The organism is Corynebacterium lizhenjunii (genome assembly GCF_011038655.2).
Classification (GTDB): Bacteria; Actinomycetota; Actinomycetes; order Mycobacteriales; family Mycobacteriaceae; genus Corynebacterium; species Corynebacterium lizhenjunii.
In genome coordinates this window covers 698,955-713,865 of the sequence record NZ_CP064954.1, presented here as the reverse complement: position 1 = coordinate 713,865, position 14,911 = coordinate 698,955, and the positions used below count along the sequence as shown (strand labels likewise).

Below are 14,911 nucleotides of genomic sequence, written 5' to 3'. Positions count from 1 at the left end.
ATTATGAAGATTTTCAAGTTCGACGTTGATGAGTCCTTTGCCAAGGCCAATAACGAGTTGTTGCGCGACGCAAGGCGCCTGCTGTATTCGGGCCTGCTCCTAGGTGCCGTGCTGGTGGCTTCCGGCGTGGCGGTCTACTTTCTTGTCGATGCCGCCTGGGGCCTCACCCTAGCCTTGGGCCTGGGGTTGTTCGGTGTGGTGGTGGCCGTCGTGGGAGTGTTGTCCGCCCGCAAGGTGGGCACAGCGCAGCACCTCTATGACACCTACCCTCTAGCCCCGGCGGTGATAGCCGAGGTCAATGAGCGCGACATGGTGCTCATGGCTTTGGTCAATACCAATGTTGATCCCTCCCTCCCGCCGCGCTGGGGTGCCGCTTTGCGCACGGTCTCAAACATCCCGGGCTTGCCTAAGCGGGCTGTGGGGACCAAGATCCCAGTGGCAGCTGTCTCTGGCCACCGCTCCACCGGGGATCAAGCCCACTGGCAACAAATTAGCCCCATGCCAATTGCCTGGGGCACTCCTGACCAGGAGGTAGTCAAGATTGCACGCACCTCCATTCCGGAAGAGCAATGGCATCGCTTGGACCGTGCCCGGAAACGGCTAAGCGACGTCAAGAACACTAAGTACGATTTGTTGGTGCTCTAAATGACTGTTAACCGCCTTCGTCCCTTTGGGGAGACCATCTTCACCACTATGTCTGCACTGGCCGCGAAGCATGAGGCCATCAATTTGGGCCAGGGTTTCCCGGACACCGACGGCCCAGCCCGGATGTTGGAGATTGCTCGCGCCGAAATCGCTGCCGGCAATAATCAATACGCTCCTCTGCGCGGCCAGCAGGTCCTTCTCGATGCCATTACTTCCACCTTCGGTGTCCCCGAATCCCATGTCTTGGTCACCGTCGGCGCCACGGAGGCAATCACCGCCACCGTTTTGGGGTTAGTGGAACCCGGCAAGGAAGTCATTGTCCTCGAGCCCTACTATGATGCCTACGCAGCTGCCATCGCGCTTGCCGATGCCACCCGGGTCCCCGTCCCCCTGCAGCCTTGCGGTGCCAGCTGGGATCTTGACGTGGAAGCAATCGCAGCGGCTATTACTGAGCGCACCGCGATGATCATTATCAACTCCCCACACAACCCCACCGGGGCGGTATTCTCCCGTCCAGCTTTGGAGGAGCTTGCCCGGTTGTGCGAGAAGCACAACCTGCTGGTGCTGGCCGATGAAGTCTACGAAAACCTCGTCTTCAACGGCGCCGAACACACGCGTTTCTACAGCCTTCCGGGCATGTCCAAGCGCACAGTGTGGGTCAATTCCGCGGCAAAGTCCTACAATTGCACCGGCTGGAAGACCGGCTGGGCAATTGCCGCCCCCGAACTCCTCGACGGCATTATCAAAGCCAAGCAGTTCATGACCTTTGTGGGCTTTAGCCCCGTACAGCCTGCCGTAGCGCACGCCCTTCTTCACGAGGACGCCTGGGTACAAGACATGGTGGCCGGTTTGAAGGAATGCCACGACATTCTTGTCAGCGGCCTCCGCTACGCTGGGTTCCCCGTCCACGAAACCAAGGGAACCTATTACGTCGTTGCCGATGTCGAGCACACCGGCATGGATGGCATCGAGTTTTGCACTCAACTGCCCGCCACCCGTGGAGTAGCCGCAATTCCCCTAGCAGCCTTCTGTGATCAGCCCGAGCCGTGGAAGTACAAGGTCCGCTTCGCCTTCTGCAAGCGCCCCGAAGTCATCCACGCTGCCGTCGAACGTTTGCTCAATTAGCCCGCTTGCCCGACCGCGGGGCCGACTTCGCCATCGACCACAGGGACTTCAACCATACTGGTACAGCATCACTGAGCGCGGACCCACCCTGCGCCACGCATTTCTCCCCTCTGCACCGCCGTCTTGGTTCATAATCCTCGCGCGACCGGCGACTGCGAAAGCATCGCCTAGGGTGTTCTGCGTTGGTGGGTTGGTGGCCTACACGGTGGAAGTGTTGCGGGAACCAAACATAGTGACCCATTTTCTCCGCAAACACGACTTCGCGGCATGGGCGGGGGGCGTGTTTGCGCAGAAAGTGCAGCACGCTAGGGCACATTACCGCAATTGAAGTACAACACCCGGGGTGGGTGTGTTGCCAGTATTGGGATCTCTTGGTGTGTGATGCTGCGTGGTTACCTGCGCAAGCACCTGTGTGCGGTTCAGGCCGCGTCGTTGTGGTGTGGTGTCGGTGTTGGGGTGTCGGTGGTGTTGTGTTGTGGGAAAACGCTGTGCGGCCCGGTCCACGTGGTCCCCCTGTGTTGGGGGTGTGGGCCGGGCCGGTTGGGTTTTATTTTGTTGTTTGTGTGTTTGTAGTGTCGGCGGTAACTTACTCTCCCACACCCTCCCGGGTGCAGTACCATCAGCGCGGGCAGGCTTAGCTTCCGGGTTCGGAATGGGTCCGGGCGTTTCCCTGCCGCTATCAACCACCGACACATCTGCGGGGCACACCCACAGTGGGTGTGTTGCGGTGTTGTGTCAGATACTGCATAGTGGACGCGCACACAGGTGTGTGTTTGTTTGTTTGTGCTTGGTAGGACCATCCAACACTTTTGTGGTGTTGGGTGTGTTTGTTTTGGTCTATTAGTACCAGTAGCCTTCACATCTTGCGATGCTTCCAGGTCTGGCCTATCAACCCCATCGTCTTTAGGGGACCTCAAATGAAACCTCATCTTAAAACAGGCTTCCCGCTTAGATGCTTTCAGCGGTTATCCCTTCCGTACGTAGCCAACCAGCGGTGCTCCTGGCGGAACAACTGGCACACTAGAGGTACGTCCGTCCCGGTCCTCTCGTACTAGGGACAGCCTTCTTCAAGTTTCAACGCGCGCGGCGGATAGAGACCGAACTGTCTCACGACGTTCTGAACCCAGCTCGCGTGCCGCTTTAATGGGCGAACAGCCCAACCCTTGGGACCTACTCCAGCCCCAGGATGCGACGAGCCGACATCGAGGTGCCAAACCATCCCGTCGATATGAACTCTTGGGGAAGATCAGCCTGTTATCCCCGGGGTACCTTTTATCCGTTGAGCGACACCACATCCACAAGTAGGTGCCGGATCACTAGTCCCGACTTTCGTCCCTGCTCGAGCTGTCACTCTCACAGTCAAGCTCCCTTGTGCACTTACACTCACCACCTGATTGCCAACCAGGCTGAGGGAACCTTTGGGCGCCTCCGTTACATTTTGGGAGGCAACCGCCCCAGTTAAACTACCCACCAGGCACTGTCCCCAACCCAGATCATGGGCCAAGGTTAAGGTGCTCAATCCGATCAGAGTGGTATTTCAACAACGACTCCACCACCACTAGCGTGATAGCTTCACAGTCTCCCACCTATCCTACACAAACCGAACCAAACACCAATACCAAGCTATAGTGAAGGTCCCGGGGTCTTTTCGTCCTGCCGCGCGTAACGAGCATCTTTACTCGTAGTGCAATTTCACCGGGCCTGTGGTTGAGACAGCAGGGAAGTCGTTACGCCATTCGTGCAGGTCGGAACTTACCCGACAAGGAATTTCGCTACCTTAGGATGGTTATAGTTACCACCGCCGTTTACTGGGGCTTAAATTCTCAGCTTCGACACCACAAGGGTATCTAACCGGTCCTCTTAACCTTCCAGCACCGGGCAGGCGTCAGTCCATATACATCAACTTCACGTCTTCGCATGGACCTGTGTTTTTGATAAACAGTCGCTTCCCTCTATTCTCTGCGACCACACCACGCTTAACACCGCAAAGGGTGCTCACACGGTGCGGTCCCCCTTCTCCCGAAGTTACGGGGGCATTTTGCCGAGTTCCTTAACCACAGTTCACCCGAACGCCTTAGTATTTTCAACCTGACTACCTGTGTCGGTTTAGGGTACGGGCCATACATCCACATCGCTAGAGGCTTTTCTCGACAGCACGGGATCACCAACTTCACCCAACAAGGGCTACGCATCACGTCTTACCAACAAACGGTGGTACGGATTTACCTACACCACCCGGCTACACGCTTACACCAACAATCCACTAAGCGGCATGGCTACCCCACTGTGTCACCCCATCGCTTGAACCACACATCAGGCCCCACGACGCACACACCCAACCCGGCCAAAGACCAGAAAGAATGTGTTTGTGGTGGTTAGTATCAGTGCTTTATCATGGGCGCGGACATACGGGTACCAGAATATCAACTGGTTGTCCATCGACTACGCCTGTCGGCCTCGCCTTAGGTCCCGACTCACCCTGGGAAGACGAACTTGACCCAGGAACCCTTAGTCATCCGGCGGGAAGGATTCTCACCTTCCAATTCGTTACTCATGCCTGCATTCTCACTCGCACACACTCCACGCCGCCTTACGGTAACGCTTCACCACGTGCACGACGCTCCCCTACCCAACACACACCGAAAGGTGTGTCTTGCCGCGGCTTCGGCGGTGTGCTTGAGCCCCACTACATTGTCGGCGCGAAACCACTCGACCAGTGAGCTATTACGCACTCTTTCAAGGATGGCTGCTTCTAAGCCAACCTCCTGGCTGTCTTCGCGATCCCACATCCTTTTCCACTTAGCACACCCTTAGGGGCCTTAACCGGCGATCTGGGCTGTTTCCCTCTCGACTATGAAGCTTATCCCCCACAGTCTCACTGCCGTACACCACATTGCTGGCATTCGGAGTTTGGCTGACATTGCTAAGATTGTAGTCCCGCTCAACCAACCAGTAGCTCTACCTCCAACAAGCTAATACGACGCTGCACCTAAATGCATTTCGGGGAGAACCAGCTATCACGGAGTTTGATTGGCCTTTCACCCCTACCCACAGCTCATCCCCGCAGTTTTCAACCTACGTGGGTTCGCGCCTCCACAACCTCTTACAGCTGCTTCACACTGGCCATGGGTAGATCACCCCGCTTCGGGTCCAGGACATGCCACTAAACAAATCACCCTCATTAGGATTCGGTTTCCCTACGGCTACCCCACACGGGTTAACCTCGCGACATGCCGCTGACTCGCAGGCTCATTCTTCAAAAGGCACGCCATCACACACTTTCAGGTGCTCTGACGGATTGTAAGCACATGGTTTCAGGAACTATTTCACTCCCCTCCCGGGGTACTTTTCACCATTCCCTCACGGTACTATCCACTATCGGTCACACTGAGTATTTAGGCTTACCGGGTGGTCCCGGCAGATTCACAGCAGATTCCACGAGCCCGCTGCTACTCGGGGACACCAACAACCAACCACACACCATCTTCAGCTACAGGACTCTCACCTTCTCCGGTAGGCCATCCCAGACCACTTCACCTAACAACATGCGCATTGGCACGACAGTGGTAGCTGCCGCACATCAGGCCCCACAACACCGCACACACAACCCCTACCAAGTATCACATGCACACGGTTTAGCCTCATCCACGTTCGTTCGCCACTACTAGCAGAATCATTATTATTTTCTCTTCCTACGGGTACTAAGATGTTTCACTTCCCCGCGTTGCCCCCACAACAGCTATGAATTCACTGAAGGGTCACTACCCATAACGGCAGCCAGGTTTCCCCATTCGGACATCCTCGGATCAACGCTTAATTGACAACTCCCCGAGGCTTAACGCAGCCTTACACGTCCTTCATCGGCTCAGCATGCCAAGGCATCCACCATGCGCCCTTAATAACGAACACACAAACCACGTACCCGGGCCAAGCCCGGCTACGAGGCGTGAACTACACAAAACACAAAAAGAACAAAGAAATCACACACGCAACAACACCACCCACAAGCAGCATTGTCACGGATGCTCGCGTCCACTATACAGTTCTCACACAACACCCCACACCACCACGCAACACCACCACACGGTGGCACCACGCAACCAGCATGGGTTATGAGCAACACAATGATGCCCCAGACACCCAACAATGCACCAACATACCCACAAACACATTCTTGCCTGCCCACCACGACGACCACCACAACAAAAAAGTGTCATCAACTGGTGTGTCTCCACTCCGACTAAAAAACGTTGGCAGCATGACACTCGCACACTCAACCAACCGTCGCGCTCCTACAGAGCGCGACGTACAAATGATGTGGGATGTAACTACACCCCAACACTAAAAGCTCCTTAGAAAGGAGGTGATCCAGCCGCACCTTCCGGTACGGCTACCTTGTTACGACTTCGTCCCAATCGCCGATCCCACCTTCGACAGCTCCCTAACGAGTTTGAGCCACTGGCTTCGGGTGTTACCAACTTTCATGACGTGACGGGCGGTGTGTACAAGGCCCGGGAACGTATTCACCGCAGCATTGCTGATCTGCGATTACTAGCGACTCCAACTTCATGGGGTCGAGTTGCAGACCCCAATCCGAACTAAGACCAGCTTTAAGCGATTAGCTCCACCTCACAGTATCGCAACGCATTGTACCGGCCATTGTAGCACGTGTGAAGCCCTGGACATAAGGGGCATGATGATTTGACGTCATCCCCACCTTCCTCCGAGTTAACCCCGGCAGTCTCTCATGAGTCCCCACCACAACGTGCTGGCAACATAAGACAAGGGTTGCGCTCGTTGCGGGACTTAACCCAACATCTCACGACACGAGCTGACGACAACCATGCACCACCTGTATACAGACCACAAGGGAAAACACATCTCTGTGCCGATCCTGCATATGTCAAGCCCAGGTAAGGTTCTTCGCGTTGCATCGAATTAATCCACATGCTCCGCCGCTTGTGCGGGCCCCCGTCAATTCCTTTGAGTTTTAGCCTTGCGGCCGTACTCCCCAGGCGGGGCGCTTAATGCGTTAGCTACGGCACGAGAAACGTGGAAGTCCCTCACACCTAGCGCCCACCGTTTACGGCATGGACTACCAGGGTATCTAATCCTGTTCGCTACCCATGCTTTCGCTCCTCAGCGTCAGTTACTGCCCAGAGACCTGCCTTCGCCATCGGTGTTCCTCCTGATATCTGCGCATTTCACCGCTACACCAGGAATTCCAGTCTCCCCTACAGCACTCAAGTCAGCCCGTATCGCCTGCACGCCCGGAGTTAAGCCCCGGAATTTCACAGACGACGCGACAAACCACCTACGAGCTCTTTACGCCCAGTAATTCCGGACAACGCTCGCACCCTACGTATTACCGCGGCTGCTGGCACGTAGTTAGCCGGTGCTTCTTATACAGGTACCGTCACATACGCTTCGTCCCTGTCGAAAGGAGTTTACAACCCGAAGGCCGTCATCCCCCACGCGGCGTCGCTGCATCAGGCTTCCGCCCATTGTGCAATATTCCCCACTGCTGCCTCCCGTAGGAGTCTGGGCCGTATCTCAGTCCCAATGTGGCCGTACACCCTCTCAGGCCGGCTACCCGTCGACGCCTTGGTAGGCCATTACCCCACCAACAAGCTGATAGGCCGCGAGCTCATCCCTAACCGAAAAAACTTTCCACCACACACACTAAAGCATGGTCCTATCCGGTATTAGACCCAGTTTCCCAAGCTTATCCCGAAGTTAGGGGCAGATCACCCACGTGTTACTCACCCGTTCGCCACTCGAGTACCCCCCGCAAGCGGGAGGCCTTTCCGTTCGACTTGCATGTGTTAAGCACGCCGCCAGCGTTCGTCCTGAGCCAGGATCAAACTCTCCACAAAAAAGGCACCAGCACCCAAACAAAAAAGAGTGCCGGACCAGGGCGTGAAAAGCCCAAAACCTAGACAAAAAAGACAAACCAAACCACCACCACAAACAGCAGCAGCGGACTGGCAAATCCAAAAAATTACTACATAAAGAAAAAATCACCCGAACCACCCAACAACCGACGAGGAAGCCCAGACGGTCCGGTTACCACCATGACAACAAACGCCACCACAGCAAAAATGCGACTCTTTAACAGTATGCACCAAACCAAAAATTATCAGTTCTATTACAGTGACACCCCACATTCGGAACAGGGCACCACCCGGCACACACCAACCAACCACACCCACCAAACAGGCGCAGCCAGCACAACACACTTCCACCACAATGACCGCCACAGCAGACAAACAAAAATAAAAGTACATTGGCACACTATTGAGTTCTCAAACAACATCCCCACCCACATCCACACACCAGAAACACTCTAGCAAGCTTCAAAGGAGGAACATCAGCAACTGTTTTCTTACCGCCACACCGCAATCAACCAGACCCAACCAAAGGGGCTGTAAGCGGGGCGCTGTCGGTCGCGCTGACTTGAACTAATCTACACACACCCCACCACCAACACAAATCCCCAGCCCACACCCCATATCCACCCCACACCAACCACCACCCAAACAACCCCAACCACCAACAAACCCCCAACCCACAGCGGCATCGGCAAGCAACTGCAAAATTGGGGGGTCAGAGGTGTGGAATGGCTAGTGGTAGCAAGCCAGGGGGCCTTGGGGCCCCTCAATGACGGTGATGGGGGTGTTAAAGATTGGAGAGAGGACCTCATCACGCATGACCTCAAGGGCGGGTCCGAACTGGACAATCTGGCCGTCCTTGCAAGCGCAGATGTAGTCCGCATAGCGCGCTGCGAAGTTGATGTCATGCAAAACGATGATGATGGTGCGGCCAAGGTCTCGCGCTGCGGCCTGCAAGTGCTTCATCATGTCCACCGAATGAGCGATGTCAAGGTTGTTGAGGGGCTCGTCAAGCAGCACATAGTCCGTCTCCTGGCACAGGACCATCGCCACGTAGGCGCGTTGACGCTGGCCTCCAGAGAGTTCGTCTAGGTAGCGATGCTGCAAAGCATCCAGGTGGAAAAACTCAATGTACTTGGTGATGATGGCTTCGTCTTCTCTGGTCAGCCGCCCCTGGCTGTAGGGGAAGCGCCCGAACCCCACCAGCTGGCGCACCGTCAGCTTGGTCACGAAGTGGTTTTCCTGGCGCAGGATAGACAAGACCTTAGCCAAGTCCTTCGACTTCGTGGCATGCACATCAAACCCGGCCACCTCGATGGCACCTTCGTCCATATCGAGCAGGCGGCCAATCATGGTGAGCATAGTGGACTTGCCCGCACCATTAGGGCCAATCAGGGCCGTAATGCCCCCTGCGGGAATCTCCAGATTAAGGGGACCGATGTGGGTCTCCTCAGAGTAGTTCTTGACAACGTTGCGGAGCTGAATCACAGCCGCCCCTTTCGCAGAATGACGAACAGGAACACCGAGCCGCCAACCAGCTCGATAATGATGGAGACCACACCCTGGGCGTAGAACACGTGCTGCATAATGAAGTACGCGGACGTCAACACGAAGAACGCGACGCCGATCGCCATGGGGAAGATATACCGATGGTCGTAGGTATCGGTGAACTGATAAGCCAGGGTGGCCACCAGGAAGCCCAGGAAGGTCATCGGCCCCACCAGCGAGGTGGTAGTAGCCATCAGCAGTGAGACCAAGATCAGGGTGTAGATAGCGTGGAACTTGTGGTTAACGCCCAAATTCTTCGAGACGTCCGCACCCAAGGACAACACGTTAAGGCGGCGCGAGTTGGCAAAAAGCAACGCCGTGACTATCAGCACCAGGGGGATGGCTATGGGATAGTACTCAGTCTCTGCGTTATTAACCGAGCCAAAAAGACGCGCCGTGAGCACATCAAATTCCGACGGAGTAAGAACGCGACGCATAAACGCCGACAACGAACCCAGTCCCCCGCCAATGACCACGCCCACCAACAGCATGGCATGCATATTGTTGCGATTATTAGTCAGCAGCCAGCTGTAGAGCAGCAGCGACAGCGCAATCATCACGCCCATTTGCATGAGGAAGGTCCCCACGTTGCGGGTCTGCGTCAGCGTACTTGCCCCAAAGAAGAACACGGTCGCCGTGTTGATAGTGACGTAAAGGGACTCGAAACCCATAATCGACGGGGTAAGGATGCGATTATTGGTCACCGTATGGAAGGACACCGTTGCCATGGCCTGGCACACCGCCACGATGACCATGGCTACGACCGCGTCCGCGCGGCGCTGGGCAATGAGCCAAAACTTCTCCGTACCAAAAGGCATAGGGTTGCCGTATGCTAGCAGGCCAAAAGCAGACAGCACGCCCAACACCCACACGGATGTCAAAATGATCCAGTATTTCTTATCGACCACGGGTAGACCTCACGATCATCACCACAAAGACCACTGCGCCGATGACGCCGAGGATCAGCGAAACAGGCATTTCAAAGGGTGCAATAATAATGCGCCCCACCAGGTCACACGCTGCCACAATGCCCACGCCGAGCAAACACACCCAGGGTAGGTTAGAGCGAAGGTCATCCCCGCGGACCATCGAGACCACGTTGGGGACAATGAGCCCCAAAAAGGGCAGGGACCCCACCACTACGGTGACCACACCCGTTGCGATGGCAATGAGCCCGGTTCCGATCAGCAGCAGCCGGTTGTAGTTTAGGCCCAAGTTGGTAGCAGCCTCCTCCCCTAGCCCCACCACAGTGAGGCGGTCTGCAAAGAGGAACACCACAATCAAAACCACCAATACCAGCCACAGCACTTCATACTGCCCCGTGTAGACACTGGTAAAAGAACCCATGAACCAAATGCCCAATTGCTGGAGCATATTGGTGGTCAGGGCAAAGAAGCTGGAGACTGCAGAGACTACGGCACCGAGCATGATGCCAATAATCGGCACGATTAGTGAAGACCGCAGTGTCACCCGGCGCAAGAAGAGGAAAAACACCATTGTGCCCACGAAGGAAAAGAGCACCGCACCAATCATGCGTTCCAAAATGGTGGAGGCAGGAAAGAGGACCATGGTGGTCAACAGGCCCAGCCCTGCCCACTCGGTGGTGCCGGTGGTTGAGGGTTCAACGAAGCGATTTTGCGTCAACAACTGCATGACCAGGCCACTCATGGCCATTGCCGCACCGGCAAGCACCAAGGCGATGGTGCGCGGCACGCGGGTGGTCATAAACATCTCCCGGCCGTCTTCGCTGCCCAAGATGTCATACTGTCCAGTGGCCAAAGACGCCAGCAGTAGCGCAGCGACAACGGCAATTCCAATGGCCAGCTTAGCGTCCCAAAGTTTGGGGCGAGTGGAGGTTTGCATAAGAATGTAGCCTTATCACGACAGAAACCGGAAAGGCGCGACCAGCCAAATCAGGCTAGCTTTCGCAACCCTTCCGGTTGTGGAGACTAGCGCGGATTACTTCGCAGATTCAAAAGCATCCGCAATAGCGTTGAGAACCTCGGTGTAGGTGATGATGTTCTCATTGGTGTAGGTGTCTTCCGGCGCAGCGACAACGTTGCCTTGTTTAACGGCGGTGACGTTTTGCAGCGCGGCATTGTCCTTGATCAGGGCTTCACCGTGCAGGACGCCGTCCTTGGCACCGATGGCCCCATCGCGATCCATGATGAAGATCCAATCCGGGTTGGACTGGGCGATGGCCTCCACAGAGATGTCGTCACCCTCGTGGTTGTTGGTGCCACCAGCGACCTCCAGGGAAGGCTTCCAGCCCAGCATGTCGAAGAAGGGACCAAAGAAGCGGCCCTTACCCGGTGCGATGTAGCCAATCTCGCCACCAGAGGTGTTGACGGCCATGATGGTCTTGGACGGATCATAGGCGGCCTTCGCGCGCTCCAGAGCCTTGTTGAAGTCATCCACCAGCGCCTGGGCGTCATCCTCATGGTTGAAGATGGTGCCCAGTGCCAGGGTCTGGCGAATCAGCTCAGAGGGCAGGTCCTCACCATCGCGCGGCTCGAAATCAAGCACGGGGATGTCCTTACCCACCAGAGTCTGCATGTCCTCCTGGTAGCGCTCGAAACGCTGACCATTGATGACGATGTCCGGGTCCGCTGCCACCAGGGCCTCCAGGTCCGGCTCCTTGTGGGTGCCCAGGTTGGCCTCTACGGTGTCCTCATTGATCTTGTCCCGCAGCGTCTTCGGCACCAGCGGAACGGGAGCGGCAACGATGTTCACGCCCCACTGGGAGAGAATTTCGAAGGAACGGTTGTCGGTGACTGCCACGCGCTCAAACGGTGCATTGAGGGTGTGGGTGCCGTAGTTGTCCTCGACGGTGAGGGCAACAACCTCTGCGGTAGTGGTTGCTACAGCGGAGGAAGCGGCATCGGTAGCCGACGTAGCGGCATCCTCAGCCTGGGAGCAAGAGGTCAGCACGAGGGAGGCAGCAGCCAAGGCGGCCACGGAGCCAGCTACCTTACGGCCAGCGGTACGGCGCAAAATCATATTCTCAGTGTCCTTAGAGGTTAGGAGAGCTTCGACTTACCTAGCCCACCCTAACCTAGGTTAGGCCATCCACACAAACCCGCTAGTAAATACACCCTAAGCCACCTTCCAGAGCCCTCCAGTGCCCTACTGCAGGCGCGGATCTAGGCCATATTGCTTGCCGATGCCCAGGTGGCCCCGCGAAGTGTCCGCCTCATAGTCCGCATGGAACTGGCCCCGCTCCTGCAGCAAAGGCACCACCTGGTCCACAAAGATGTCTATATCTTCTTCGTACAAACTTGGGCTGACCCAAAAGCCGTCGCAGGCACCAAACTCGAACCACTCCTGCATATGGTCCGCCACTACTTCCGCCGGGCCGATGGGCGAGGGATGGAAGTCAATAATGCCATGGTAGAGAATGTCGCGCACCGTCCAGCCCTCCTGTGCCAGTTCGAGTGCTCGCTGCGAACGCGGATCAGAGGGATTGGCCCGCAGGTTCCGCCCCTCCAAGGTGCTATCCAGGTCCTGCTCGCTCAGCGTTGTACCCAACATCATGCCCAGGTAGCTAACCCGTTGACGAATGTGCGGCTCCACGAAGAAGCCCCGACGGTCCAGCGCTTGGCGCACCGTGGGCGCAACCGTCGGCATAAGCCCGGCGATGAACTTGATTTCATCTGGGTCGCGCCCCGCCTCTGCGGCAGCGTTGCGCAGGCGATCCCGCTGGGCCTTTGCATCCTCCTTTGTGAAGGCAGCACCAATAACCACATTCGCATGACGTGCCGCGACCTCTACTCCATTAGGAGATCCACCGGCTTGAAAAATCACCGGTTGCCCCTGCTTCGAAGGTGGAATGGGCAGCGGGCCCCGCGAAGCAACATGCTGACCGCGCAAGTTGATGGGCCGCACTTTGTTCAAGTCTGCAAACACCCCAGTTTCTCGCTGCGGCGGCCAAGCATCTTCCTCCCAGGAACCCCACAAGGCCTGGGTAATCTGCACAAACTCATGCAGCCGCTGGTAACGCTGCGCAGAATCCGCCACTTCCTGGCCAAAGTTCGCCGCTCCCATCGGATCAGAACCCGTCACCGCGTTCCACCCAATGCGTCCCCCAGACATCATGTCCAGGGTCTTGAGCTGGCGCGCCAGGTTATAGGGCTCATTCCAGGACGTCGACGCCGTAGTCGCCATGCCAATGTGGGTAGTCTCCCGGGCAATCGCCGCCATGGTGATGAGTGGATCGAGGGTCATTTGCGGGGCATCGGCAGGGTGTTTCTGGGTCTGATTGGGTGAGTCCGGGAAGAACAGGAACTGGAATTTTCCGCGCTCAGCCTTCTGCGCATAGCGCACGTGCGCGTCCAGCTTGGCGTAGTTTTCTACGTCAACGCTAGGGTGGCGCCATGCTGTCACCTGCGCGCCATAGCCGTTGCCCAGCTGCATGCCGATGAGCATCTTGCGGTTATCAGTGGTGGTCATGATTATCCTTTCAGTAACGTGTGATTGGTCAGGAGCGGCTAATTAGCGGGCGAACATGTGCCCGGCCACAAAGTGCAGTGGCGCCGCGAGCTCATCGCGGCGGTGGTCGAGAACCTCAAAGAGTGCAATGGTGTGGTCTCCAGCGGCAATTTCCTCATAGAGGCGCACCCTGAACTGCGCTGCCGCCCCTGGAAGCACCTGCGCCTGGCCGTCCCAGCCTTGCATGCCGATGCCCTCAAAACGCTGCCCCGCAGGCCTGCGCAACGCTTCAGCGTCCGCCAGGTTATCCGCGCTAAGCACGCTAATGGCCAGCTCCTGCGCCTCCCGCAGCACCGGCCAGGTGGTGGAGGTGTGCGCGAAACTAACCTGCACCAGCGGCGGATCTAGCGACACCGATCCAAATGAGTTGGCCAGCATTCCCACCGTCTTCGGCGCGGGTGTCCCGCCAGCCTTGCCCCCAAGCTCTGCCGCTATGAGCACTACCCCAGTTGGGAAGGCCCCCAGGCTGCGCCGCAGCTCGATCGGATCCATCGTCTTCTCCTTGTAGCTAGTTGTCATGGTTGCGCCTTTCAGCTATGATTTTTCTCAAATGTGGAGACGTTCTCCGCTTAACATCAAGCCACTATACGGAGAAGCTCTCCGGTTAGCAAATTTTAAGGACCCGCATGGACAACCAGGTAAAACACCCCCGGCGCGACGCCCAAGCCAACCGCGAGCGCATCCTTGACGTCGCCCGCTCCCAATTCGAGGCCCATGGCCTAGCGGCCTCCATGGACAAGATCGCCAAGGAGGCCGGCGTGGGCCCCGGCACCCTCTACCGCCACTTCCCCAACCGCGAGGCCCTCTTCGGTGCCATCCTCGAGGGGTGCGCCCCCAACGTAGCCACCGAAGGCAACGCTCTAGCCCAGTCTGCCGATGCCGCCGCAGCCCTCACCCAATGGCTGCTCATCATCGCCCAATGGTCCACCAGCTTCGAAGGCGCCACTACCCCCATGCTTGAGGCCATTACCACCAACACCGGCCCCCTAGCCGCAACGTGCTCGGATCTCCTCACCACCCTGGAGGTCCTGCTCCACAACGCCCAGCAAGCCGGCGTTGCCCGCCCTGAGGTCAGCGCCCGCGACCTTTACGCCGCCACCCTGGGGCTGGCTTGGGCTGCCGACGCCGACTCCCCCATCGAAACCCTCATCGACCTACTGAGCACCGGTTGGCGCCAAAGCTAAGGCAAGGAAAGTGGAGTCTGCTTGAGTCAA

At 57.1% G+C, this 14,911-nt stretch carries 9 protein-coding genes and 3 rRNA genes; 3 read left to right on the top strand and 9 right to left on the bottom strand.

All coding sequences use genetic code 11. The annotated features are described in order from the left end of the window. The first annotated feature begins 3 nt into the window (after positions 1–3). Together G7Y31_RS03350 and G7Y31_RS03345 are read left to right on the top strand one after the other, a co-directional pair. A complete protein-coding gene (locus G7Y31_RS03350; protein ID WP_165011188.1) occupies positions 4–645 on the top strand; it encodes a DUF3239 domain-containing protein in 642 nt (213 codons plus the stop codon). Next, on the top strand, positions 646–1,770 hold the full coding sequence (locus G7Y31_RS03345) for an aminotransferase class I/II-fold pyridoxal phosphate-dependent enzyme (RefSeq protein WP_165011187.1): 1,125 nt from the start codon (positions 646–648) through the stop codon (positions 1,768–1,770). 573 nt (positions 1,771–2,343) lie between these two features. On the opposite strand, the gene rrf is transcribed toward G7Y31_RS03345, so the two are convergent. From rrf to G7Y31_RS03300, 9 genes are all read right to left on the bottom strand, one after another. Then, positions 2,344–2,461: ribosomal RNA gene (gene rrf / locus G7Y31_RS03340) — 5S ribosomal RNA — on the bottom strand. Positions 2,462–2,591: 130 nt separating this feature from the next. Next, positions 2,592–5,679: ribosomal RNA gene (locus G7Y31_RS03335) — 23S ribosomal RNA — on the bottom strand. Positions 5,680–6,126: 447 nt separating this feature from the next. Beyond that, positions 6,127–7,646, bottom strand: a 16S ribosomal RNA gene (locus G7Y31_RS03330). Together the 16S, 23S and 5S rRNA genes form the textbook arrangement of a ribosomal RNA operon. Positions 7,647–8,393: 747 nt before the next feature. Continuing rightward, positions 8,394–9,149, bottom strand: coding sequence for an iron ABC transporter ATP-binding protein (locus G7Y31_RS03325; RefSeq protein ID WP_165011236.1), 756 nt, complete (start codon positions 9,147–9,149; stop codon positions 8,394–8,396). Then, the gene (locus G7Y31_RS03320; RefSeq protein ID WP_165011237.1) at positions 9,146–10,117 is read right to left on the bottom strand and encodes an iron chelate uptake ABC transporter family permease subunit; all 972 of its coding nucleotides are present in this window, start codon (positions 10,115–10,117) and stop codon (positions 9,146–9,148) included. Before G7Y31_RS03320 ends, G7Y31_RS03325 begins: the two co-directional genes overlap by 4 nt. Next, a complete protein-coding gene (locus G7Y31_RS03315) occupies positions 10,107–11,072 on the bottom strand; it encodes an ABC transporter permease (RefSeq protein ID WP_165011238.1) in 966 nt (321 codons plus the stop codon). The genes G7Y31_RS03320 and G7Y31_RS03315 overlap by 11 nt, the downstream gene beginning before the upstream one ends. 96 nt (positions 11,073–11,168) lie before the next feature. Beyond that, positions 11,169–12,209 carry a siderophore ABC transporter substrate-binding protein gene (locus G7Y31_RS03310; protein ID WP_165011239.1) on the bottom strand — a complete coding sequence of 347 codons (1,041 nt, stop codon included), beginning with the start codon at positions 12,207–12,209 and terminating at the stop codon, positions 11,169–11,171. A 126-nt stretch (positions 12,210–12,335) separates the two neighbouring features. Continuing rightward, positions 12,336–13,658, bottom strand: coding sequence for an NtaA/DmoA family FMN-dependent monooxygenase (locus G7Y31_RS03305; RefSeq protein WP_165011240.1), 1,323 nt, complete (start codon positions 13,656–13,658; stop codon positions 12,336–12,338). Positions 13,659–13,700: 42 nt separating this feature from the next. Further along, positions 13,701–14,216, bottom strand: coding sequence for a flavin reductase family protein (locus G7Y31_RS03300; RefSeq protein ID WP_165011241.1), 516 nt, complete (start codon positions 14,214–14,216; stop codon positions 13,701–13,703). Positions 14,217–14,323: 107 nt separating this feature from the next. Between G7Y31_RS03300 and G7Y31_RS03295 the strand changes: the two genes are divergently transcribed. Further along, complete coding sequence (locus tag G7Y31_RS03295; RefSeq protein ID WP_165011242.1) at positions 14,324–14,881, top strand: TetR/AcrR family transcriptional regulator; 558 nt, start codon at positions 14,324–14,326, stop codon at positions 14,879–14,881. Positions 14,882–14,911: the final 30 nt, after the last annotated feature.

Bases quoted from the DNA above. Each gene is read 5' to 3' on its own strand.
- G7Y31_RS03350 (WP_165011188.1), top strand. From the start codon at position 4: ATGAAGATTTTCAAGTTCGACGTTGATGAGTCCTTTGCCAAGGCCAAT.
- G7Y31_RS03345 (WP_165011187.1), top strand. From the start codon at position 646: ATGACTGTTAACCGCCTTCGTCCCTTTGGGGAGACCATCTTCACCACT.
- G7Y31_RS03315 (WP_165011238.1), bottom strand. From the start codon at position 11,072: ATGCAAACCTCCACTCGCCCCAAACTTTGGGACGCTAAGCTGGCCATT.
- G7Y31_RS03310 (WP_165011239.1), bottom strand. From the start codon at position 12,209: ATGATTTTGCGCCGTACCGCTGGCCGTAAGGTAGCTGGCTCCGTGGCC.
- G7Y31_RS03305 (WP_165011240.1), bottom strand. From the start codon at position 13,658: ATGACCACCACTGATAACCGCAAGATGCTCATCGGCATGCAGCTGGGC.
- G7Y31_RS03300 (WP_165011241.1), bottom strand. From the start codon at position 14,216: ATGACAACTAGCTACAAGGAGAAGACGATGGATCCGATCGAGCTGCGG.
- G7Y31_RS03295 (WP_165011242.1), top strand. From the start codon at position 14,324: ATGGACAACCAGGTAAAACACCCCCGGCGCGACGCCCAAGCCAACCGC.